At 53.2% G+C, this 24,589-nt stretch carries 17 protein-coding genes; 3 read left to right on the top strand and 14 right to left on the bottom strand.

Annotated features, from left to right (window positions below):
• The first annotated feature begins 134 nt into the window (after positions 1–134).
• Positions 135–1,049 (top strand): DMT family transporter, encoded by a 915-nt coding sequence (locus tag CPZ25_RS06360; RefSeq protein ID WP_096920001.1) that lies wholly within the window; start codon positions 135–137, stop codon positions 1,047–1,049.
• Positions 1,050–1,573: 524 nt separating this feature from the next.
• Here the strand turns inward: CPZ25_RS06360 and CPZ25_RS20380 are convergent.
• From CPZ25_RS20380 to CPZ25_RS06375, 4 genes are all read right to left on the bottom strand, one after another.
• Complete coding sequence (locus CPZ25_RS20380; RefSeq protein ID WP_167495180.1) at positions 1,574–1,750, bottom strand: hypothetical protein; 177 nt, start codon at positions 1,748–1,750, stop codon at positions 1,574–1,576.
• 138 nt (positions 1,751–1,888) lie between these two features.
• Complete coding sequence (locus CPZ25_RS20965; protein WP_096920000.1) at positions 1,889–8,497, bottom strand: beta strand repeat-containing protein; 6,609 nt, start codon at positions 8,495–8,497, stop codon at positions 1,889–1,891.
• 257 nt (positions 8,498–8,754) lie between these two features.
• Positions 8,755–9,666 (bottom strand): tyrosine-type recombinase/integrase, encoded by a 912-nt coding sequence (locus CPZ25_RS06370; protein WP_096919999.1) that lies wholly within the window; start codon positions 9,664–9,666, stop codon positions 8,755–8,757.
• Positions 9,667–9,747: 81 nt separating this feature from the next.
• A complete protein-coding gene (locus CPZ25_RS06375; RefSeq protein ID WP_096919998.1) occupies positions 9,748–10,311 on the bottom strand; it encodes a TetR/AcrR family transcriptional regulator in 564 nt (187 codons plus the stop codon).
• A 145-nt stretch (positions 10,312–10,456) separates the two neighbouring features.
• Here CPZ25_RS06375 and CPZ25_RS06380 point away from each other — a divergent pair, with 145 nt between their 5' ends.
• Positions 10,457–14,071, top strand: coding sequence for an FtsX-like permease family protein (locus CPZ25_RS06380; protein ID WP_096919997.1), 3,615 nt, complete (start codon positions 10,457–10,459; stop codon positions 14,069–14,071).
• Between the two features lie 161 nt (positions 14,072–14,232).
• Positions 14,233–15,348: an LCP family protein gene (locus tag CPZ25_RS06385; RefSeq protein WP_058693991.1), complete on the top strand. Its 1,116-nt coding sequence runs from the start codon at positions 14,233–14,235 to the stop codon at positions 15,346–15,348.
• A gap of 78 nt (positions 15,349–15,426) precedes the next feature.
• On the opposite strand, the gene CPZ25_RS06390 is transcribed toward CPZ25_RS06385, so the two are convergent.
• The 10 genes from CPZ25_RS06390 to CPZ25_RS06435 form a co-directional block, all read right to left on the bottom strand.
• Positions 15,427–17,667, bottom strand: a complete 2,241-nt coding sequence (locus tag CPZ25_RS06390; RefSeq protein WP_096919996.1) for a C1 family peptidase — start codon at positions 17,665–17,667, stop codon at positions 15,427–15,429.
• Positions 17,668–17,676: 9 nt separating this feature from the next.
• Entirely contained in the window at positions 17,677–18,114 is a 438-nt protein-coding gene (locus tag CPZ25_RS06395; RefSeq protein ID WP_074617277.1) for a DUF5684 domain-containing protein, read from the bottom strand.
• 105 nt (positions 18,115–18,219) lie between these two features.
• On the bottom strand, positions 18,220–19,569 hold the full coding sequence (locus CPZ25_RS06400; RefSeq protein WP_096919995.1) for a sensor histidine kinase: 1,350 nt from the start codon (positions 19,567–19,569) through the stop codon (positions 18,220–18,222).
• Positions 19,566–20,288 (bottom strand): LytR/AlgR family response regulator transcription factor, encoded by a 723-nt coding sequence (locus tag CPZ25_RS06405; RefSeq protein WP_096919994.1) that lies wholly within the window; start codon positions 20,286–20,288, stop codon positions 19,566–19,568. Before CPZ25_RS06405 ends, CPZ25_RS06400 begins: the two co-directional genes overlap by 4 nt.
• Before the next feature lie 155 nt (positions 20,289–20,443).
• A complete protein-coding gene (locus CPZ25_RS06410) occupies positions 20,444–21,073 on the bottom strand; it encodes a zinc ribbon domain-containing protein (protein WP_083337086.1) in 630 nt (209 codons plus the stop codon).
• 36 nt (positions 21,074–21,109) lie between these two features.
• On the bottom strand, positions 21,110–21,604 hold the full coding sequence (locus CPZ25_RS06415) for a peptidylprolyl isomerase (protein ID WP_058693985.1): 495 nt from the start codon (positions 21,602–21,604) through the stop codon (positions 21,110–21,112).
• 74 nt (positions 21,605–21,678) lie between these two features.
• Entirely contained in the window at positions 21,679–22,410 is a 732-nt protein-coding gene (locus tag CPZ25_RS06420; protein ID WP_096919993.1) for an ATP-binding cassette domain-containing protein, read from the bottom strand.
• Positions 22,403–23,320, bottom strand: coding sequence for a glycine betaine ABC transporter substrate-binding protein (locus CPZ25_RS06425; protein WP_096919992.1), 918 nt, complete (start codon positions 23,318–23,320; stop codon positions 22,403–22,405). Before CPZ25_RS06425 ends, CPZ25_RS06420 begins: the two co-directional genes overlap by 8 nt.
• Positions 23,317–23,961 (bottom strand): ABC transporter permease, encoded by a 645-nt coding sequence (locus CPZ25_RS06430; RefSeq protein ID WP_096919991.1) that lies wholly within the window; start codon positions 23,959–23,961, stop codon positions 23,317–23,319. Before CPZ25_RS06430 ends, CPZ25_RS06425 begins: the two co-directional genes overlap by 4 nt.
• Before the next feature lie 108 nt (positions 23,962–24,069).
• Positions 24,070–24,489, bottom strand: a complete 420-nt coding sequence (locus CPZ25_RS06435; RefSeq protein WP_038352605.1) for a Fur family transcriptional regulator — start codon at positions 24,487–24,489, stop codon at positions 24,070–24,072.
• Positions 24,490–24,589: the final 100 nt, after the last annotated feature.

The raw sequence follows: 24,589 nt of genomic DNA on the forward strand, positions 1-24,589 counted from the left end.
GTCTGAAAAGTATCTCTTCGTTTCGTATATTTATTCACAAAAAGTGTATTTTTAAAATTTATTTCAAGGTTTCCCTTGTGCTTTAAGGGCATTTTTATTATAATAATCTTTATATCTTCAGAAAGGAGCTTTTCATGGACAAAACAAAGAAAACAGGCCTGATGGCAGATCTCGGGTTACTGATAGTGGCGGTTGTCTGGGGGACGGGCTTTGTGGCCTCCAAAAACGCCATTGCCGCCACTACCCCCATGATGGTGATGGCCATCCGTTTTACAGTGGCCTTTCTAATAGCATTTATCGTCTTTTTCAAGCATCTCAAAGGCATCTCGAAGGATACCCTCAAGGCCGGGTGCATCATCGGGTTCTTTCTGTTTGCAGCCTTTGCGGCCCAGACCATCGGCCTGCAGTTTATTCAGGCTGGTAAACAGGCGTTTTTGACTGCCACCAATGTGGTGATGGTGCCCTTTATCTTCTGGGCGGTGAAAAAGCACCGTCCAGACCGTTATAATTTTGCCGCGGCCTTTATCATGCTGCTGGGCATTACCCTGCTGACAACAGACTTCAGCACTGGCTTCAGCTTTGGCGCGGGTGACGGACTCACCCTGCTGTGCGCTTTCCTGTTTGCCTGCCATATCGTCTCGGTGGGCGTTTTCTCAAAAGATCACGACCCCATCGCACTGACGGTTATTCAGCTGGGCTTCACGGCGCTGGCATCGCTGATCTATGTCATTTTCTCCGGAGAGCTGACCACAGCCATCACGCCCTCAGGCTGGCTTAACGCCGTGTATCTGGGCTTGTTCAGCACCTTCCTGGCCTTTCTGCTTCAGACAGTGGCTCAGAAGTACACCAGCTCGACCCACGCGGCCATTCTCATGAGCCTGGAATCCGTCTTTGGCAGTATTTTCTCCATCATTCTGCTGGGCGACCGCTTTACGCTGATGATGGCCATCGGCTGTGTTGTCATTTTTCTCGGCGTCATTACCGCAGAGACCAAATGGTCTTTTCTGCGGCACAGTGCGGCGGAGAATGGCAAAAACTGCGAAAATTGAAAAAAGCGATGATTTAAGCGACTTTCAGCCACATAACGACTATAGTTATGCCTTATCCCGTTTTCGCCCTTATTTGGAGCATATAGCGTCAAAAACAGCTATATTCTCAACGGGTCTCTGGTCTTTAAAGACAGTAACACAGAATACGGCGAAGCTGGGCGGCGTCTCCTGATTAGAATACCATAGAATAATATATTTATTATTTATATATTTATTAACGGTGCGGCTGTGCGTGCGGGATTCGTGCCGGACTGCGTGCAAACCCGCTTGCGCCGCCAGCTCCCGGCCTGAGTTATCCACAGGGTGGAAAGTCCCACAGCACAAGGGCGAAGCTGTATTGATCGCTCCTGTATCCACCGTGCGGCTGAAGGTGCAGGCCTGCGTGCTGACCTGCGTGCTGGCTTGCGTGCGTATAAAACAGGGCTGGCGCAAGGGTATTTTGAGAGCGGTGACCCCTGATTACAATACAATAAAATAGTATATTTATTATTTATATTTATTAACGGGGACAGTTGTGTCACAGACTATGGGACAGTTTGTGTCCGGCTCTGTGTCACACTGTCCCTCTCTATTGCGGCCAGGCCGGCGACCGCCAATCCGCAGTCAAAGGGCGTTACACGGCAGCCGCCTGCCCGCTGTTTTGTGTCCTTCTGGTACGTTACACGGCAAGGGACAGTCTGGTACTGCTTTTGTCGCAGCAAAATTCGTCTTTTTTCTCTTTTTTTCGGCAAAAATCAAAACCCCGGAGGGCGCGTGTGTGTTATGCAAACGCGGCCTTCGGGGCTTTTTTGACGGATGCTGTCCAGCATCCTCTTTGTTGCTTTCAGTGTTTCTTTATTCTAGTGTTTTTTACTTTTCCGCCCGATCGCCAGCGCGGTCAGTACGGCCAGCGCTGCCAGCACGGCGGCGGTACTGCCAAGCTGACCCACGGTCACGGCTTGGCCCGTGGCCGGGTTTTTGAGGCCGGTTTCTTTCTTCAGAACGCTCTCGGCTCTGGTTTCGCCGCCATTGCCCTCAGGTTTGACGGTGGTGGTCGGCGTCGGGGTCGGTGTTGGCGGTGTCGGATCTTTCTGCTCCACAAACAGGAAGTTTGAGAAGCTGGTGGTCAGGAAGGTGAGTGTTCTTTCCTTAATCTCTGGTGTCAGGGTTTCCTTCACGCTGCCGTCGGGGTTCAGGTGCTCGATGGTCAGCCCATCGGCTTTAACGCTCTCGGGCAGGGCGAACTGGATGACGATGGGGGTTTTGAGGTCGACTTTCTGGTAGTCTGTGTCGCTCTCCCGCTTCACGTACAGCTCCAGGGTAAAGGCCAGGGTGGCATGGTCGGGCGGCAGGTCCTGGGTCAGGGTGATCTTGACGTCTCCGCCCAGGGCCTGGGCGGCCATGCCGGCGCCGTAGACCTGGATATCGGCTTCATCGACATGGGTGGGCAGCCCCTGGGCGGCGCTGGTGTCTTTATGGATGGTGATCTTGTAGATTTTGTCGTACAGGTCGCTGATTTTCTCGATATCCTCTGCTGGGATCTGGGCCTGTTCTTCCTCGGGCAGGTCTGTGATGCTGTCCACCACGGTGTCCACTGCGTCCTTGACTTCTTCCTGTTCTTCGGGGGTCATGGCGTCGTAGTCTTCGGGGGTGGGCAGCTTGTCGATGCTGTCGCTCACTTCGTCTGGGGTTTCGGGCTTCTCTGGCACGTAGGGATTGACGGGCTTTTCGGTAATGGTGAGGGTGGCCTCAAGGGTGAGGCTCTGGTAGTTCTGGCCGCCGTCGATCATGGCTTTGGCTTTGTAGATGCCGGGTGTGGTCTGGGTGTTGTTTTCGTAGGCCACAGTCACGCCCTGGGGCAGCTCTCCGGTGAGTTCGATGCTGTGGGGCTGGCCGTCTGCTTTAAAGCTGGCGTCCTCGAAGGTGACGCTGGTGATGGCGGCTTTTTCGACGGTCAGGGTCATGACGGTCTGGGCGCTCTGGTAGGCGCTGCTTTCGGGCAGGCTCACGGTGAGGTGGGCGGCGCCAGCGCCGGCGATGGTGACCTGGCCGTTTTGGTCGACCTGGGCTACGCTGGTGTTGTCGCTTGTGTAACTGTAGGCTTCGCCGTCCTGGAGGCTGCCACCGGTGGGCGTGAGGGTGTAGGCGGGATCGCCGTAGGTTTTGGTCTGATCGCTCAGGGTGATGGGTTCCCGGGTTTTCTTGCCGGCGGTCAGGGTGATGCTTGTGCTGGCGGCGGTGTAGTTGCTCTTGCTTTCTGGGGTGTAGTCGGCGGTCAGGGTTTTGGCCTGATGGTCGGCCGGGGTGTAGCTGAAGGCGGCATGGCCGTTTTCAAGGGTTTGGGTTTCGCCGTTCAGGGTCACGTTCCCGGTGACGGTGTCACCGCTGATGCCGGCCACGGCCACGTTCAAGGTCACGGGCTCGCCGATCAGGATTTCCTGTCCGGCGGCTGGGGTGATGGTGACGGCCGGGGTGGCGGCCTCGATGGTGAGGGTGGCGGTCATACTCTTTTCGATATAGCCCGCACCGCTGATGGTGGCGGTGATGGTATGGCTGCCGCCGTCTGTGACGCTTTGGGGCGCGTAGGTCACGGTGGTGCCCTGGGGCAGGGTGCCGGCCACAGTCAGGCTGTGAGGCTTGCCGTCGTAGGGGATGGTTTTATCTTCAAAGGTAAGACCGGTGTAGCTGCCTTCGCGGATGGTGAAATCCGCGGTGGCGGTGACGGTGTTGTAATTGGTGGTTGCGCCAAAGGTGGCACGCACGGTGTAATGGCCGGGCATGGTGGGCTTTGTGCTGGTGTAGGTGGTATCGTCCGCGGTACTCTCTTTGTACTGATAGCTGACGTTTTCGGTGCCGTTGGTAGCGGATACGGGCACGGGGTCACTCGGTGTCTGGCCGTATTCCCAGCTGGCCATGGTGACGCTGGCGGTGCCGTTGGCCTTGTTCACGCTAACCGTCATATCCGTTTTTTGGGCGGATGAATAGTTTGTGCTGTCTGTTGGGTTAAAGTTTAGGGTGTAGCTGGTTATACCACTGTCGGCCACTGCCGGATTGGTATCGGGGTTTTCCCAGACAAATTCGCCGGGCAGATCTGCGCCGTCCACGCCTTTGGCGCTGCCGCCTGTCAGGCTGGCCTGGGACAGGGTCTGCCCGTAGGTCAGGCTGGCGGTGGGCCAGGTGACAACTGGGGCTGCCGGATTGATATTGTAGTCGGTCTTGACGATTTTCTGTCCGTAGACGCTGTTTATATCTGCCGGGGTCTGGGCGATGACGCTGTAGCCGGTGGCGGCGTTAACGTTGGAGTTGTCACCACTCCATTTGCCGCTGGCGTCTTTATAATAGATCGCACTTGGCGCAAGGGTTGTTTTTCCTCTTTTTAAGGCCGGCGCCAGGGCGATTTTGTTGTAGGTCAGGGCGTTGGCATCAAAGGCTGCCTCGGTGTCCTCATTGCCGATCTGCAGGGTATTGCCGTGGTTGTCCGCCACCCAGAGATTGCCGGTGGCCAGAGCGCCGTTCTCGCTGCCTTTTTTCAGGCTGACGGTGGTGTAGGTTTCCGGGGTGCTGGTGTCGTTGGCGGGCAAGTAGAAATAGAGCTTGCCTGCGCTGTCGGTCTGGACGTCCTTCAGGCCGTAGCTGGCCGGGGTGTCTGCCGGGTAGACGTCTGTGGCTTGGCTTATGCCTGCGGTTTGAATGGTGGTAAGGTAGATGTCTTTGGCGTCATCTCCGGTGCCATTTTTGAGGGTACCGGAATCAGAGTTCCAACGGCCATGGCCAATATTCTCCCCGCCATCTCCGCCGATAGCTTTGACGCTGCCGCCGGTGATGATGACGGTTTCCCCGGCTCCTTCACCACCACCGCCGATGCCGGCTCCATAAGCATCCGTTGTATTTTTACCGCTGCACGCCATTACCGTGCCGCCATTGATGGCAACCGTCGTTTCACCGCCTTTTCTATAACCGCTGCCGATGCCAGCTCCATAAGCATCCGTTGCATTTTTACCACTACACGCCGTCACCCTACCGCCATTGATGGTGACCTCTCCGCCGTTTCCATCATAACCACCGCCGATGCCGGCTCCATAAGCCTTCATAGTATCTTTACCACTATATGCCGTTACCGTGCCGCCATTGATGGTGATGCTTCCGCCGGCTCCTCCTTTATCTCCACCGCCGATACCGGCTCCATAAGCTGTCGTTGCACCACTGCTACTATACGCCGTTACCGTGCCGCCATTGATAATGACCTTTCCGCCTGCTCCTCCATGCCCACCGCCGATACCAGCTCCATAAGCAGTTTTTGTACCCTCGTTACTACACGCCGTTACCATGCCGCCATTGATGGTGACCTCTCCGCCGTTTCCATTATAACCACCGCCGATGCCAGCTCCATACGAGAATACAAAACGTCTATCAGTGCTTTGAGCGGTCAGACTGCCGGGGTTAGTGTTATCGCTGTCAACGGTCAGGCTCGCGCCGTCCGGCACGTTCAGTCCGGCGCAGTTCAAACCACTTTTCAGGCTGTTGACACTGTCTGCAGCCAGCATGAAGTTGACGCTTGCGTCGGATATATCTCCGCTCTTCTTATTGAGGGTAAAGGCACAGCTGTTTATATTGTCGCTCACGTCAATGTTCAGCCCGTCCAGGGTGATGGTTTTGTAGCCATCCTGCCCATCTGTTTCCCCGTTGTAGCCGGGCATGACAGTGACGGTGTTTTTGATGGCTGTCTCCGCTGTGCCACCGCTCAGGGTGTAGTTACCGCTGTATAGGATTTTGGCGTTTTCGTCCGCTGACGTGCCGTACATAAAACCATCGTCCCAGATGTAGGCATTGCCGGTGGTGGTGCTCATGTCGATGGCGCCGTCAAAGGGCGCAATGGTTGCGCTGCGATTGCCGTCTGTTTCGGTGACACTGCCTGCGTACAAGGTTGGGGTGGTATCGCCCCTCAGGGTGGCGCCGGTGCTGACTGCCTGACTTGTGGCCTCGGCGGGCAAGTAGAGATAAAGCTTGCCGCCTGCGTCGGTGGTTACGTCGTGGATGCCGTATATATTTTGGGTGGCATCTGGTGTTTCTGCGCCCTTGTAGCTGCCCGCGGTCAGGGTGTCGATGGCTTGGGTGGCCATGGGCTGGCTATCCGCGCCGTTGATGGTGAGGGTGACAAGGGAAACATCTGCGCTGTTACCGTTGGTAAGAGTGCCGGGATTTTGGTTGTTGGATTCACTCCCCTGCAACACACCGCCGTAACCAATTTTCTGGGCACCTGTGCCGCCGGTGGCATCGATGCTGCCGCCGGTGATGGTGACTGCACCGCCACTACTAGTAGCATTTCCTTTATTAGTAACAACATAGCCACCACCGATGCCCGCGCCTAAAGAGCTGGTGGCTGTGATGCTGCCGCCGGTGATGGTGACTGCTCCGCCGCTGCTGCTGGCATTTCCACCAGTACTCTCAACACAACCACCACCGACGCCCGCGCCTAAAGAGCTGGTGGCTGTAACGCTGCCGCCGGTGATGATAACTGCTCCGCTGCTACTGGTAGCATCGCCACCATTGACGGCATAGCCGCCACCAATGCCCGCACCTTCGCTGCCGATGGCTATGACACTGCCGCCATTGATGGTGATTGCTCCGCTGCTACTGCTGGCATCTCCATTATTAGCGTTAACATAGTCACCACCAATGCCCGCGCCGCGACTGTAAACTGTGCCCTCCCCTTCCTTCTTATCCATGCTGCTGGTGGTCATCTCCCCGCTGCCATCAATGGTCAGGCTCGTGCCGTCGGGCACGGCCAGTCCGGCGCAGTTAAAGCCGCTTTTCAAGCTGTTGGCGCTGCCTGCGGCCAACATGAGGTTGACGCTTGCGCCGGATGTATTGCCGCTCTGCCCGCTAAGAGCAAAAGCGCAGCCATCGTCATTGCTGCTCACATCAATATTCAGATTATTTAAAGTAATGGTTTTGTAGCCATCCTGCCCATCTGTGCCCCCATCGTAGCCGGGCATGACAGTGACGGTGTTGTTGTTGGTGGTGCCGCTCAAGGTGTAATTACCATTGTATGGGATTTTTGTCACCAAATTGCTGCTGCTACCGATGCCGTAGCCATCGTTCCAGATGTAGAGATTACCGCCGATGGCGCTCATGTCGATATTGCCGTCAATGGGCGCAAGGATTGCGCTGCGATTGCCGTCTGTTCCGGTGACACTGCCTGCGTACAGGGTATTGGTGGCATCGTCTTTCAGGGTGGCGTAGGCCAAACCGCCCTCGGTCGGGTCGCCTGCGGGCAGGTAGAGATAGAGCTTGCCTTCTGCGTCGGTGGCCATGTCCTTGATGCCGTATTTTTTAGCCGTGGCATCTGCCATAGCGTCGCCGGTGTAGCCGCCCACGGTCAGGGTGTCGATGGTCTTATTGGCCGCGGGATCGCCAGACAGGGTGAGGGTGACTAGAGAAACGTCTGCGCCACTGCCGTTTTTGAGGGTGCCGGGTGTCTCAGTGCCCTTCTCGCTACTGCTGCCCTCTCGCGCTCTTCCACTGCCGATATTATCCCGACCATTGACCCCTTTCGTTGCTTTGACACTGCCGCCGGTAATGACCACCGCACCTCCCTCACTGGTGGTTTTCATAGGAAGATCAGGCGACGATAATACACTCGCATAGCCGCCACCGATACCTGCGCTACACTCGCCGCCAATAGCCGTCACGGTTCCGCCGTTGATGGTAACAGCCCCGCAGCTGCTGGTGGTCTCTTGTCCAAACGACTCCGCATAGCCACCGCCAATGCCCGCACCCGCATCGCCTCTGGCCGTTACACTGCCCCCGTTGATGGTGACGGCTCCGCTGCTGCTGCTGGGTGCTTGGTTATCATTACGTGTATAAGAACCGCCAATGCCCGCGCCACCCCCGCTACCTTTGGCGCTTATAACACCACCGTTAATGGTGATGGCTCCGCTGATACTCCGCGCTTCACTATTTCCACCAATACCTGCTCCACAATAGCCGCCATTAGCCGCCAATGTGCCAGGACTGCTGGCATTGCTTTCGATGGTCAGCTTTGCATTCTCCGGTACGTTGAGCCCGGCGCATCCACTGCCGCTTGTCAGGCTGTTGGTACTGCCTGCAGACAGAGTCAGATTGAGCGCCGCGTTATTCTGCACGGCAAAGGCACAGCTGTTGTAATCATCGCTCACATCAATCTTCACCCCATCCAGGGTGATGCTGGCGTCACCCGCCACCACGATTTTATCCTCAGTGGGCGTCTCTGGTACCGTGTTTTTAATGGTCACATCTGCGCCATTGTTAACGGTCAGGGTTCTGGTGTCTATGTCATAGGTGTAACCGGAGGAATCGCCCGTCACCGTAAAATCCCCCACTTTGTTTTCCGCGGCCGATACCCTGCCGGGCAGCACAAAAAACGCCGTCAAGGCGAAAAAAACAAGGATCAAAGTTTTGGTAAGCGTGATTTTTACGGTTGGATTCATGGTGGTCTCCTTATGGTTTATTATTCTATTTTCACTATCTGTTTTATTCAGACTGACGTTAAGTTAGGAACTTAACGTTAAAGGTATAAGCATACATACTATTAGAGTATCATAAAGGTGAAAAATTAGCAAGGCATTAAAGAAAAAAGTTAATGAAAAGTAAAGCATGTTAACTTAATAACAAATTTCGGGAATAAACATAAGCATTTTTTATATTTTCGTGTTAAGTTCCTAACTTAACGTTATTTTTTTACCTTTTAAAAGCACGAGGCTATTTTTTCCATCTGCTCCCGCTTTTGGGCTGTCACGCAGTGGCCGTAACGGCTGAGGGTAAAGCTGACGCTGGCGTGGCCCAGAAAGGCGGACAGGGTGTTCATCTCTGCGCCGGCCTCCAGTGCCCGGGTGGCAAAGCTGTGGCGCAGGCTGTGGAAGGTAAGCTTTGGGCTGAGGCCCAGCTCCTTTTTTAGGCCTGCAAAGTGGCGCTGGACTGTGCGGGTATCGCAGGGACGGCCGTTTTTTCCTGTGATCAATGGCTTTTTGGGGCGATGGTCTCTGTTTTCCAAAAAGTGGGCCAGGACGGCCTTCACGCTGGCGGCAAGGGGGATATCCCGGATACTGCTTTTGGTTTTAGGGCTCAGGCTGACAACCGGATAGCGGCTGGTTTGGGGGTCGTACACGCGCTGGCGGTTTTTGCGCACACGCAGCACGCCGCCCTCCAAATCGATGTCCTTTATTCTCAGGCCCAGCACCTCGCCGATGCGCAGGCCCAGGGTGAGGCTGATATACACGGCCATATCCTGCGGATTCTGGCTCTGCCGGACTCTTTCGCTCAGGGCCTGCTGGCTGCGGCGGTCCAGAATTTCCTTTTCCTTTGCCTGCACCCGCACCTTTGGCATTTTCGGGCTTTTAAGATACCCTTTCTTCTCTGCCGCTTTTAAAATGGTCTTAAGATAGGACAGGATATCTTTTACAGTTTTGGGCGCCAGCTTTTTACTCAGATGTTTTTTAAACTTCCGGATCTTTTTTCTGCTGATGGCCCTGAGGGGCATATCGCCAAAAAAAGGCAGGAGGTGGGCCTGCTCGTAGCTTTTATAGGTTTTAAGGCTGGTGGGACGAGCGCTTATTTTACGTCCTGCCACCCATTGGCCAAATGATTGTTCTTCTTTCATGTCAAGACTCCTTTTACGTATTTTACCGCTAACATACTTTTACCCTTTATCCGGTATTTCTCATAGCTTTCTCAAAATTCCCTACACCATAAACATCCCTGCAAACACCTGCTCCATGACAAAGCCGATAAACTGGTCGATGGTCATATCCCCCGGGTCGTTCAGCCATTTGGTAATGGCTGCCAGAAGGCCGGAAAGGTAAAATTCGGATAAAAGGGACTGCTCTTTCTCGGTCAGGTCTTTGGTGGAGATCAGGTAGCGGTTGAGCAAGGGCCAGATCATCTCCTTGAGGCGGGTGCCGAAGCTGGGATCGCCCCGGTCACTCAGCAGGACGGACATATAGGCCGAGTAGCGCTGAGTAAGCTCGACGATCAGCCCCATATGCCCCGCGAAATCCAGGCCTTCCTTCTGGGGCAGTGTATCGTGGATCAGCTGACGGATTGCCTCCAGCAGCTCCTCCTCGATCCTGGTAAAAAGGTCGTAGACATCTTTATAATAGAGATAGAAGGTACCCCTGTTATACCCAGCGGCATCGGTTATCTCTTTGATGGTTATCTTTTCGATGGGTTTTTCTTTGTAAAGATTCCAGAACGCTGTTCTGAGATTTGCTTTTGTCTGTTCTGTGACTTCAGGCTGTTTTCTCACAAGATCGCCTCCTCTTTTCCGTCATCATAGCACAACAACGTGTTGTATTCAACATTTCCCCTTGTTTTGTTCATTGATACTGTCTGTTTCAACCTCTATAATAAAGCTATAAACACCATGTTGTTCACAACGGAGGCAGACAACCATGAAAAACGCATTCCTTAAAGATATCTGGCGGACAATCCAGAGGAGCCGCAAACGTTTTTTTTCCATACTCATGATCACAGCACTTGGGGTCACCATGCTCACAGGGCTCAAGGCCGCCTGCGACGACCTGCGCTATTCGGCGGACCGTTTTTTTGATACCCAGAACCTTTACGACATTTCAGTCATGTCCACCCTGGGGCTGACCGATGAGGACGTGGCCGCGCTCTCGCAGCTGGAGGGCGTCGAGACTGCCGAGGGCGCCTACAGCGAGACGGTCTACACCCAGGTGGATGACAAGCGCCAGAACGCTGAAGTCAAGGTGCTGAGCGCCAAGGGCATGAACGAGCCCTATCTGCTGGAGGGTGTTCTTCCACAAAAGGCAGATGAGATCGCCGTGACTCAAAAATACATGAAAGAAACTGGTAAGACTCTAGGCGACACCCTCACCATTGAGGAGGACTTAGTGCCCGCTGAGCCAAAGGACAATGCCGGAGACACCGATGAATGGGCCGCGGATTTTGAGGATGAGACTGAAAATCCTGCTTTTGCCAACACCACCTATAAAATCACCGGTGTGGTGCTGGACCCCATGGACATCAGCAACAACGAGGGCGCCTCTGCCTTCCGCTCTGCCTCCACCACTGATTTCACCTTTTTCGTCACACCCGGGGCTGTTGACAGCGGTATCTTTACTGCTGTTTACCTGACGCTCACAGACAGCCGCGGTCTTATCTGTTACTCCGACGCGTACAAAGACAGCGTCCAGCAGATCATTCAGACCATTGAGTCTGAGATCAAGACCGACCGCGAACAGGCGCGCACCCAATCCGTTTCCAGCGAAGCTGCGGACAAGATCGCTGACGCCGAGCAAAAAATGAACGCGCAGTTTTCAGAGGCTGAGACCAAATTCGACGATGCCGAAAAGGAGCTGGCCCATGGGCGGCAAAAGCTGGAGGACGGCCTGCGGGAGCTCGAGAACGGCGCCCGGGAGCTGGCTGATCAGGAGCAGACCGCCAACGCACAGTTTGAGGACGCCCGACAGAAAATAAACGACGGCTACGCCGAACTCATGGCCAACGCCGCCAGGCTTGAGGATTCCAGCGCCCTGCTGGATGAGGGTGAGACCCAGCTGCGAAAGGGGCGTGAGCTTCTGGCCCAAAAGCAGGCTGAGGTGAACACCCAGCTGCAGAGCGCCCGCGCCCTCCTTGACCAGGAGCAGGCAAAGCTGGAGGCTGCCCAGTCCGATTTAAACGCACAGGCAGAAGCTCTGTCTGCCCAGTTTGGGCCAGCCTGGCCTTCGGGGCAGTGGGACGCCTGGCTCGGGGCTCCCGCGGAATCGGTGGCGGATGCGCAGGCCGCCTTTATGGCTGCCTTCACACCCGTGCTTGACGGGGCTGTGCAGGCCATCGACGCTCAGATCGCCGCCCTGGACCCGGACGACCCGGATGACGCCGCCCGTCTGGCGGCACTTCAGGCTCAGAAGGCTCAGCTTCAGAATCTGCCGGAGGCCATTCCCCGGCTGGCTGGCGGTCTGCGCCAGCTAAGCGAGGGCCGTCTGTCCCTGGATGAAAACCGGACAAAGCTGGAACAGCAGCAGCGTGAAGCCGACACTCAGTTTAAGTCCACCGCCGAGACATTGGAGGCGAACGCCGCGCAGCTCGCAGCTGCCCGGGCTCAGCTGACTGAGGGACGCACCCAGCTGCAAAACGGCCAGAGCCTGCTGGATGCCAGCGCGTCTGAGCTCACCACCCAGGAAGCTAACGCCCGCAGACGGCTGGCAGAGGGGCGCCAAACCCTGGAAAGTGGACGTCAGGAGCTGGCCAACGGACAGACAGAACTGAATGAAGGACAGGCTGAGCTTACCGAAAAGCGTCAAGAATACGAGGACACCAAAGCCAGGGCCGAACAAAAGCTGGAGGACGCCCGGACAGAGCTGGCCGACATCGACACGGCCAAATGGTATGTCCAGGATCGGAGCGCTCTGGGCGGCTATGCCAGCATCGAGAGCGACGCGGGCTCCATCGAGGCGGTGGGCACAGCCTTCCCCATTGTGTTTCTGGTGGTGGCGGTGCTCATCAGCCTGACTACCATCACACGGATGGTAGAGGAGGAACGGGGGCTCATCGGCACTTACAAGGCCTTGGGCTACCGGGACGCTGCCATTTACAGCAAGTATCTGCTATATGCTCTGGCGGCCTGTCTGGCCGGTGGGATTTTGGGGGACATCTGTGGCTTTATCCTGCTGCCCAAATTTGTGTTTACTATCTTCCAGATGCTCTATATGCTGCCGGAATACTTGTTCCGGTTTAATCTGCTCTATGGTCTGGGCGGTGTGCTGCTGTTCACGGTCAGCATTTCGGGCGCGGCGGCCATTGCCTGCCGCACCGAGCTCATCCATATGCCCGCTGTACTCATGTGCCCCAAGGCGCCGCGCGGCGGCTCGCGGGTTCTGCTGGAACGCATCCCGGCAATCTGGAACCGTCTCTCCTTTTTAAACAAGGTGACCATGCGAAACCTGTTCCGCTACAAAAAAAGACTGTTTATGACGGTGGCGGGCATCATGGGCTGTACGGCCCTGGTGCTCTGCGGCTTTGCCATTAAAAACTCGGTGAACGACCTGATGCCCAAGCAGTATGAGCACATCTACCAGTACGACCTCATGGCCGTCACCTCCGCCAAGGACAACACCGAGGTGATGGAGCACCTGTCTGGAGACGACAACATCGCGGACTATGTGAACATACTGACGGGCAATGTCAAGCTCAAAAAAACAGCCGAAGGTAAAGAGGAAAAGGTGCAGCTCATCGTGGTGCCTGATGGGCATTCCCTCGAGGGTTATATCCATCTCGAAAATACCGATGGCTTTGCGGATTCTCTGCCGGACAGCGGCGTGCTGATCACCGAAAATGTCTCCCGTATGCTGGGCCTTGGTGCTGGGGATACACTCTTTATCCAGGATGACCAGCTGGTCCAGAAGGAATCAACGGTCTCGGGAATTGTGCGCAACTACCTTGGCAACGCGGTTTACATGCGCCAAAACATTTATGAGGCAATGTTTGGCACTTACGAGCCCAACGCGGCTCTCGCCCATCTCTCAGACGCCTGTGCCGACCAAAAGGCCTACGCCGATACTCTGGGCCGCCAGGATAAAATGCTGTCGGTCACCAGCACTGCCGAGCTCAAAGAAAGCTTTTCCTCGGCCTTTTCCCTGGTGAACTCAGTGGTTTACCTGATTACCGCCATGGCGGCGGGCCTGGCCTTTATCGTGCTGTTCTCCCTCTCGTCCACCAACATATCGGAACGGACGCGGGAGCTGGCCTCCATGAAAGTGCTGGGCTTCTATGACAAGGAGGTTCACCTTTATGTGAATAAGGAAACCCTCATCCTCACCCTCATCGGCATTCTGTTTGGCCTGCCTGTCGGCCGCGCCCTGGGCGGCAGTCTGACTTATGTGCTCAATATGCCTTCGGTCCACTTTGCCGTCTATGTCGAGCCTGTCAGCTACGCCATCACAGCGCTGATTTCTTTCAGCTTTGCGCTCATCGTCAATCTCATGACCAACAGGACGCTGGATCACATTGATATGATCGATTCGCTTAAGAGCGTGGAATAGAAACATGACAGGAATGCACCTTTTCAACCTGTATCCTTCCTTAAATGCACCGAAAATGTATCTATTTTGTATCAAAAGTATGCTATACTTAGCAAATCTTAATACATCGGTGCTTGGACTTGTGCATAATTGATACAAGCAGGAACAAAGGAGGTACGGATATGCGATTAAGGAAAAAGGTGCTCAGCGTTGTTTTAGTTTGCCTGATCATTCTGATTGGGAGCGGGGCGGTCTACTGCTTCAGCATTTTGCGGGGGATCTCCGGCGACCGGCTGGATGCAGATCAGCTCCATATTAACCAAAAGCTGGATAAAGATGTCTCCAATATCGCTGTTTTCGGCCTCGATGGCCGCGATGATATCGACGGTGACCGCTCAGACACCATCATGCTGGTCACTGTCAATTACAAAACAGGCAATGTCAAGGCTACCTCCCTCATGCGGGACTTAATGGTCAAAATTCCCGAGGGAAAGGAGAACAGCGTAAGTTACGAAAAGGTTAATGCCGCCTACGATTACGGAGGCCCCGAGCTGGCCATTCAGACCTTGAATGAAAATCTGGACTTAAACATTTCGGACTATGTTTCCATTGACTTTAAATGTCTGGTGGACGTGGTCGACGCCCTGGGCGGGGTTGAAATCAATATTCCCAACGAATCAGTGCTCCACTGGACAAACCAGTACATTATGGATGACAATGACAAGGTCGGAAAATCCGACCCGTTTCTTACACAGACCGGTGTCCAGACCGTTACCGGAATCCAGGCTCTGTCTTTCTGTCGTGAGCGCTATAGTGATAACGACTATATGCGCACCAAACGCCAGCGGGAGGTCTTTGAGAAGATTGCCCAAAAACTTTTTAACAGCGATATTTTTACAGACCTCAGCCTCCTCGGCAAGGTTTATCCCTATGTGCAGACCTCGCTGCCGCTTAAGGATATGACAGGCTATGCCAAGACCTTTATGTCACTTAACAGCAAGACCTTTGACGGCTACAGAGTCCCCCTTGACGATTACTCCCACGGCGATATGATCGACGGGGTCTGGTACCTTGTGCCCGACACGCTGGCCGATAATGCCATTGTGCTGCACAAGATTTTGTACGGCAATGACTCGGGTTACACCCCCTCGGATGATCTTATGAAGATCAGCGATACCATCGCCGGACAGACTGGAGGCAAAACCGGCATTACCATTGACACCAGCGCTCCCGTTGAGCGCTATTTGAAGGATTCTGACAATGAAAATGTAGTGGTTCCTGTGGAGGACGCCCCATAAAAAAAGGTATCCCAAAGCGCTTAAGCCGCTTTGCGGATACCTTTTTTATTTTATGGTTCTGTCTGGAAAAATGTCCTTTTAGTGGCTGCCTTTTCGTTTCCAGTAAAGGATGCCCAGGCCTGCTGCTAACAGCAGCAATACTGCGGCTGCTCCCAGGACCATGACTGTTCTGTTTTCATCTATTCCGGTTCCAGCGTTTTTATCGGCGGCGCTGTTTTTTTCTGCTTCTGTTCCATTGCTGCCTGTGCCCGTTTCTTCACCAGCTTCCTGGGCTGCTTTTATCTCAAAACTCAGCCGATAGGTGCTAACCTCGGTGTTATTGCCCCTTGGCCCTGTGGCCTGGGTGGTAAAAACGAGGCCGTCCTGTAGGAACAGATCCTTTGAAACAGGTGTCTCTGTATTTACGGTCTGACCAGCGGCGGTGATCGTCAATGTTCCTTCGCCCTCTGTGGCGGGGGTCAGACGGATGGCCGCTGTGCCCTCAGGCAGCGTTACCTTTGACCATTCGGTAACCTGCTGGCTGCCAAGGCTCTGTCCTTCTGCGTTCAACGCTTCGATGGAAAGGCCTGTAAGCGCGAAGCTGTCCACATTGGTGGTGAATGCCTTGATCATAACATTGCCGGTCTGCAGGGCATTGCCCTCTTTATCCACGCCATCGGGCCCGTCCTTTGCCAGATCGACCCAGGCGCCCTCCTTATACAGGAAGCTCTGACCCTCAACCACATCGGTGATATAACGGACAGTATTTTCCGCGGTCAGGGCGGTAGTCGTTTCATCTTCTGAAGCTACCACTTCCCCGCTTCCCCGCTCAATGGGCGCGTAGCCGTTTCCGTCTCTGTTTTTGATGGTTTCCACCACTGCAAAGCTTTCACCGGCCTTTAACGGAACTGCTTCTTCAAGGGCGATGGTATGATAACCCGCGTAGGGCAGGCTCTCGCTTTTCTGTTCTGCAACCAGCTGGCCCGAGGTAGGGTCGGCAGTACCGGCGGCCACTTTATAAATCTGGATATCCGCTGTGCAGTCGGGCTCGGCGGTGGTCACAGAGACAGCCTGAAGCAGCTCATCGGCGGCTGCGGTAAACACATTGGCGGTCATGCCGCTGCAGCCCGCTTCGGATGGCTTCCGGCTGTCTGGCGATTTAAGCCCCAGATAGTCGTACTGATAATTATTATCATAGGCGAACAGGCCGTCTGTATCCGTATCGACCTGATAGGAGGTAAAGTCGCAGACAGTCTGGTCGTAGTAGGAGAGATAAAAGTAGCCCTGGCGGTCTACTTGTGCTCTATCCTTATTTTTTTCCCAAATCTCGTCTGGCAGATCCTCGTAATTGCCCCAGCTGTTTTTGACAATCCACGCGCCGTCGTGTTCGGGCTGACGTCCCTCGTTAAAGTTTGTGGCCGAATAATTGTCGTCCCAGCCCACAATACTGACCACGTGGTTTGCCATGGCGTACTTATTGACATAGTGAGCCTTGGTTTTCGTGTTCAGATAGCTCCAGTCCGGTTCCTGTCCCGGAATGGAGACAGCCGCGCAATAGGAAACCTCCACCACGCCGTTTTTCATAATGGCCTGCTTGATGGCCTGGGCGGCTGCCTCTGAATAGACATAGCCCGTGTGGTTTTCCTGATCTGTAAAGGTCGCTGTGCCTGGCAGAAAATCGATGTTCTGCACTCTGGCCCCCGACATGGACTGTGAATCCCGGATAAGGCTGTCTGGCAGGCTCCAGTCTGCATCCATCGATTCAGTATCCCCATCGTTGGCCTGATATGGCGCTGCACTTTCCTCTGCAGGGCCGGACCAACTGGTAAGCGTCGTCGCGCTGATATTGCGGTTACCGCCATAGTTGAGCCGCTTCGCAGCATTTTTAAGCGGCTCTATGCCCTCGCCGTGATCTGGCGTGTACCCAAACCAGGCATGGTAGCGCTCCGAAAAATCGACGTCTTCCGCGGCAATGCCCGTCTTTTTAATATAATTAGATTCAACGACCGACAGCGCGCCAAAGCTCCAGCAGGTTCCCCAGGGACTCTGCTGCTTGGCGATGGTGACATAGGGCGGCTCCACCGTCCCGTCCCCATTCAGATCGGCTTCCCGGAGATCCAGCTTATCCGGCAGTGCGCTTCTGGGCGTGATCTGGTTTTTGTCCGCGGGGTAGTTACTGTAGCCGGCTCCTGCCGTATCGCTGCTGTAGCCACCGATAAACGCTTCGTTGGGCAAAGGCCCCGCGGCGGCCACGCTGCCGGCCAACAGGGGAAGTGTGACCAGGGTGGTCAACAGGACTTTTCTAAAACGTTTTGGTCGTCTGTTTGTTTTTGTGTGCATATTCTCACCTCAAATTTGGTCTGGATTGCCCTTGTACTCTGCGCTGCCAAAGCCAAGAATCAGTATAAAAACTGGTCTGAGTAAAAGCAGACCTACAGTGTAGCCGCCGCCATGCCCAAAAGCCTTTGACAGCTTGTAGGTCTGGATGATCATCAGGACAAAGGACGCCAGCGAAAAAAGGCTGCTGATGGAGACCAGCGCGCTGTTCGCGGATGCTCCCATAAAGCCGCCGGCCACAATGCACGCCAGGTAAATCCAGAACATGCTCGTTTTCCAGCTGATTTTATAAAGAATATAGCTGCTATAAATGGGAATCAGTGATTTCCAGCCAGGCTCGCCTGCTTTTTCGAACAGCTTCCAGCCCGCTACCAAAATAAAAACGTACCAGGCTAGGCTCAAAAGCAGCCCAACCATACCAGTTGTCTCATAAAAATAATTGTAGGACATTTCTTCACTCTCTTTCTGATTTATTTCATTATCATTATAACATGATTGCAAGCCAAAAAAAGCGCAACTCATCACGTTTACACGCAGTTCGTCACGCTTTAAAAATTATTCTAAACATAGACTGATTCTTGTCACATAAAGCTTGTTTTTCGGGCCAGCGTCCATCTGGCCGTCGTGGGTCTTCACAATGGCGGCCACGCTTTTCATCCCTATCCCGCTGCCGGTTTCTGTGGCTGACGCCCTGGGATTCAGGCTGTTTTCCATGACAATCACAAGGGAGGCTCCAACGCATTCGGAGTGAAGGTTAATAAAGGGCCTGCCCTCTGTCACCTGCCGGCAGGCGTTCAGCGCGTTTTCCAGAATGTTTGAGAAGAGGACAGTCAGATCCACAGGGCTGATCCCCGTAAGCTCTGAAAGCGCAATGCGGTGCCTCAGCTCAATGTCGTTCTTCTGACATAGCTCCAGGTAATAGAGCACAATGTTATTGACCAGATAATTCTGGCATACTGTAGTCTGCGACTGGGCGTCCATACGCTCCATATAGGTCTGGGTGTAGACCTCTGCGCCTTCGTGATCGCCTCTTTGCAGCATGCTGCCAATCTGACGCATATGGTGTCGCACATCGTGCCGGACAGCTCGGGCCTGGTCGATATTATCCATCATCTTACGGTAGCTGAGAGCGTCGATTTCGACCTGCTGGGCCAGCCGCTGTGCCTCCTCTTCAGCCTTCGCGGTCTGGGCGCTCTGTCGCACAATGGAAAAGAAAAGAGCGAATGAAAAAAACACACAGAGACTCAGACTGAAAAAAACAATGAGCATCGGCGGCGTGTAAAAGGTTCTGGCGCCTGTAACCGCGGCAAAGCTGAAGCCGTAGATAAGCATGAGAAGAATAATCCCTGTCCCGATTTTACGCGTGATGGCAGGCTCCATATTTTTAAGCGCTGGCCGCACTTGCCTGCGCATAAACGCCGCTGCCGCCGGCACCAGCAGAACATCGAGAGCTATGTAAAAATACAGTGACCCATCCTGCAGCAGCACGCCGCTTTCCTTGACCTGCCAGGGGTTTATATTACTGTAAAGCGTGCCCAAAGCTGTCGTAAAAGCTGCGTAGGTAAAGCCCATGGCATAGACCAGAATTTTTTTCATCGCTGTGCTCCGCACACAGTAAAAATAAAGCGCCAGGCAGACGATCATGGTTACAAAACGGACCAGGTTATCCGCTGTCGTGATGGCGTTATCCCCTGTAAACAGGCTCTCATTCCTGACCAGCACCGCTGTCTCTGCAAGCGAAAGGAGTACCATGCTGACAACTGCCAGAATCGCCAGTCTTTTGGGGGGCAGGCGATAGTCCTCCCTGTCAAAGGGCAGCAGGCAGATAAAAGCAACAGGCACTACCTGAAACCAGAAGCCCAGCAGATACCGCGCAAACAGATTCGCATTGAGAAAATCATTCATAGGCTGTCCTTTTGCACCAAATGATACTGGTAATCGTAATATTTTTCGCGAATCTCCTTAGCGTGATGTCGGCTGAGTATGATCTCTTCGCCGGATTTCATCCTGCAGGTTCCGTTTTTTATTGTCTGGATCGAGCGCATATTGACCACCACTCCGCGCCTGAGCTTAAGCATATCGGCATTCAGCTGCGCCTGTATTTTCTTAAGCGTACTGCGCGCCCTGATGACCTCGCCGCTGTTCATATAAATCAGAATATAATTGCTCTGGGATTCCAGTTTCTCAATTCTTCGCTGATCGATCCTCAGGATCTCCCGGTTTTGATGAACCGTGAGCGGTTCCACCGCTTCATTCCGATGCTTTGCGCACCGCATCAGTGCCTCGACAACCTGTTTTTGACCGGCGGGCTTCAGAAGGTAATCCACAGCCCTGACACGGTAAGATTCTGAAGCAAACTCGTTTGACATGGTCAAAAAAACAATCGCTGCCTCTTGGTTAAGCTCCCGCACAGCCTCTGCCAGCTCAAGCCCGTTCTTTTTCTTTAAAAATATATCGATAAACGCAATGTCCGGCGGCCGTTTTCTGATAGCCTTCAGACAGCTCTCGGCATCCTCAAATACCTGAAAACAGTGGTCTGGGATCATTTCATTCGCAGCCTCTTCAATCAATTGAGCCGCGTTCTCTCTGTCCAGAGTATTATCTTCACATAGAATAATGAACATAAGCCTCTCACCTCTTGTTGACGCCACCTGTATAGGGCGGTATGATTATATTATAGCATTGATTTTCAAAATTTTGTGAACCGTTTATCATAAATTTTAACCGTTCACCAAATTTAAAAGCCCTGCTCTCATGAAGAAAGCAGGGCTTTTTATTTTTAATAATAGTAGTAATTGCCAAAGGCCAGAATCATGGCGACAATGGAACCGAAAAACATAAAGGAAATGACCACGCCAATGGCCATGATGATCAGCTGCGCCCTCGCGTAATTCTTTTTGTTTGGGTCAATATCGTTGGCCGCGCTCCAATAGATCAGCATGATGAGGTTAACAATAGGGATACAGACGAGAAACAGGGTGAGCAGCCACTCGCCCAGCCCCATTATTTTGGGTACCGGTCCGTCTGCTGCCGACCGCACAGGCTCTGGACGTTCCGGCTCATTTTCAAAAGCGTTTTTATAATCCGCTGCAGCCGGGGACAGCTCTGCTGTTTCCGGCGCTGCGTCCTCGCCGCAGCTGTTGTCGTCAATCATGGATGCAATGACCACATCGGCTGCGTCGTCCGGGTTCTCTTCGTCACCGATTTCGACTGGTTTTTCTTCCTCCGGCGTATCACAGCTGGTGTTTTCAATTTTGGCGGCAAATACATCTGCCGCATCGCCCGGGTCTTCTGCCGGGAATGCTTCGGCCATTTTTGTTTCGTCCGGTTTCAGCTCTGCTCCGCAATTGGAACACACCTTATCCTCTGGGTCGATGCCGACATAACAATTTGGGCAGTACTTGGTCATAAGATCACTTCCTTTTCGTTTATTTGAACACGGTGTTTACTCTTCGATCACGTAAACCCGTTTCATTACCTGGTCTTCATATGGTTTATCCATGTAGTCACGGTCTGCGTTTACGATTTCGTCCGCTGCTTCCATGCCTTCTGTCACAGCGCCAAAGGCTGCGTACTGGCCGTCAAGATGCGGCGCGTCCTCGACCATGATAAAGAACTGGGAACCGGCAGAATCCGGGCTCGCTGAGCGCGCCATGGAGAGCACGCCTCTTTTGTGTTTCAGGTTATTTTCGACGCCATTGGCTGCGAACTCACCCTTGATGGTATGTCCCGGGCCACCGGTGCCAGTGCCGCTTGGGCAGCCGCCCTGGATCATAAAGCCGGGAATCACACGGTGGAAAATCAGGCCGTCATAAAAGCCGTCCTTTACCAGATTTAAAAAGTTTTCAACACTGATCGGCGCAATGTCCGGATACAGCTCTACCTTGATGGTCTTTCCATTTGCCAGCTCAATGCCGACAACAGGTTTTTTTTCACTCATAATTTCCTCCAAATGGTTGATATAAGATTAATACCCTAATGATACACTAAAATATCAAAAAAGAAAAGCATAGCTTAGCGGTCACTCACCAGTTCTTTTACAAAATCTGTGGCCGGATGGTTCCTTATGTTCTCTGGGGTGTCTATCTGTACCAGACCGCCATGGTCCATGACAGCCACGCGGGTGCCCAGTTTTAAGGCCTCCCGGATATCATGGGTGATAAACACAATGGTCACGCCCAGCTCGCGGTGGATACGCAATATCTCATCCTGAAGCATGCGCCTGGTGATCTCGTCGACAGCCCCAAAGGGCTCGTCCATTAACAGAATCTCCGGCGCTGCGGCCAGTGACCGGGCAATGCCCACCCGCTGCTGCTGTCCGCCGGACAGCTCACTGGGATAACGGTCCAGCAAACTCTGGTCAAGCCCCACAATTTTGACCAGGCGCGCCACAGCTGCCTCGGTCTTCTGCCGGTTCTGCCTGTTTAAAAGGCTGGGAACATAAGCAATGTTTTTCCGCACCGTCATATGCGGGAACAGCCCTACCCCCTGGATAGCATAGCCAATGTTCCGGCGCAAAGCGATGAGGTCGGTCTTTGAGATATCCTGCCCCTGCACACATACAGTACCTGTGTCGGGGATCAGCAGCCCGTTGATCATCTTGAGCAGAGTTGTCTTTCCGCAGCCGGAGCTTCCGATAATAGTCAGAAACTCTCCCTTACCGATATCCAGGCTGAACCGCTCCAGAATGGCTTCGTCACCGTATGCCTTGGTGACGTCCACAAACCGGATAATGGGCTCACTCATTGATCAGACCCTTACTCTTGAGAAATTCCATGGCGACGTCGTGCTCATCCCTGCTGTTAACCTCCAGGTCATAATTCATTTTAGACATCTCCTCATTGGTGATGATACCGTCCATTTTTTTCAGCACACCCTCCAGCTCTGGATATCTTTCCAACGTGTCTTCCCGCACAACGGTACCACAGTAGTAATTCTTAAAAAAGCCTTTGTCATCTGTCAGGGATACCGCGTCGGCCACAGACAGCTGCCCATCGGTGGTATAGGCGTTAATAACGTCCACCTCGCCAGAATTCAGGGCGTTGTATTTAAGACCAATGTCCATGTCCATATGATCCTTAAAGCTGAAGCCATAGGCATCACAGAGTGCCTGATAGCCGTCCTCACGTTCGTAGAAGTCCGGATTGGCACCAAAGGTGATCTCCGGGGTGTATCTGGCCATGTCGGAGAAGGTTTTAATGTTGTATTTATCCGCGATCTCCTTACGCAGCGCCAGGGTGTAGGTGTTGTTAAAGCCGTACATACCTACCCATTTAAGACCAAACTGTGCATCGTACTCGTCGGTCAGGGTATTCCACAGGGTCTCGTCATCTGGGTACTCGGTTTTTTTCAGGATGTTGTTCCAGGCTGTGCCAGTGTACTCGGGGTACAAATCAAAATCTCCCTTAATCAGCGCAGGGTGGATATTGCTGGTGCCGCCGCCCACACCTTTGGTGATCTCCACATTCAGGTCTGTGTTTTCCTGAATCAGGATGGACAGCATTTCTCCCAGGATCAGCTGTTCCGTCATGGGCTTGGTGGCGATCTTAACAGTGCCGCTTTCCTTCTGTCCGCCTGTACTGCACCCAGTGATCATGCTCACGCCAAGCACCAGCGCCAATGCCAGTGCTCCGATTTTTTTTGTTTTCTTTTTCATGCAATCAATCTCCTCTTTCTGTTGATTATTTTAACAATCAGCCCAATCCCAAAATCTAAGATCAGGGCCAAAAGTGCGATAAGAATACTTCCGGCCACGGTCATGGCCATGTTGCTGGTAGTAATCCCCCTGTAAATGGCGACCCCCAGTCCGCCAGCTCCGATGAAGGAGGCAATGCCAGTCAGGGCAATCGTCATCACCACCATGTTCCTGAACCCTGTCAGAATGACTGGAAGGGCCAGGGGTAGCTTGATCCTATAAAGAATCTGAAAATCTGTGCTGCCCATGCCCCGGGCTGCCTCGATCACTGCCGGGCTGATCCCGGTGATGCCGGTCACGGTGTTGCGCACCATGGGCAGCAGGGCGTACACGGTCAAGGCGATGATGGCCGTTGTGTTTCCAATGCCGGTAAAGGGGATCAAAAACCCAAGAAGGGCAATGGACGGGATGGTATAGATCACGTTGGTGGTTCCCAGAACAATGGGCGACACTCTGGGGTGCTCGCTCACGATTACCCCAAGCACCAGACCGATCACTGCCGCGATGGCAATGGCTGTGCCCGAGATCCGCAGGTGCTGAAGAGTCAGTTGTAAGAAAAAGTCCCCTCGTTCTGTATATAAACTCAATATTTCTTCTAGCAAAATTTCACTCCTTTATTCATTGCCGATTAATGATACCGCTATTATTATAACATAAAGAAAAACAATAAAAAACCGCCGCATTGCCGCGGCGGCTTTACAGTGTCTGCCTTAAGCAGACTGTGAATACAAAGCGATATCCAAATGATCAAGTGTAACGTCCTCGGGAAGCTTATCCTTCAGGTAATCCTTCAGCAGCACTTCCAGGTCATTGTCAAAATAATCTTCAATCTGATTGGTCTTCTTGTTAAAGATATGAACATGAAAACCCGTGCGCGCATCAAAACGCATAACTTCGTTATGATCGTGCAGCTTCAAGATCAATCCTTTTTCCTCGAACGTCTCAAGAATGTTATAGATGGTTCCAACAGACATGATGCTACCTTCATTTTTCAGTTTATCCATGAGCATCTCAGCGCTGGGATGTTCATCCGTTTCTGAAAGAACTTTTAATACGCTTATTCTCTGTGGCGTTGCTTTTAAACCCACACTCTTAATCCGTTCTCTGTATTCTTGTAAATCTGCATTCATCTTTAGAACCACTCCTAGATAATAATTGATGACATAATTATACTGAATCTCCCAAAATTTGTCAACCTTTGTTAACTTTTCTTTATAAAGATAAAGACTT

Origin of the sequence: Eubacterium maltosivorans (assembly GCF_002441855.2) — a bacterium.
Lineage (GTDB): Bacteria > Bacillota > Clostridia > Eubacteriales > Eubacteriaceae > Eubacterium > Eubacterium maltosivorans.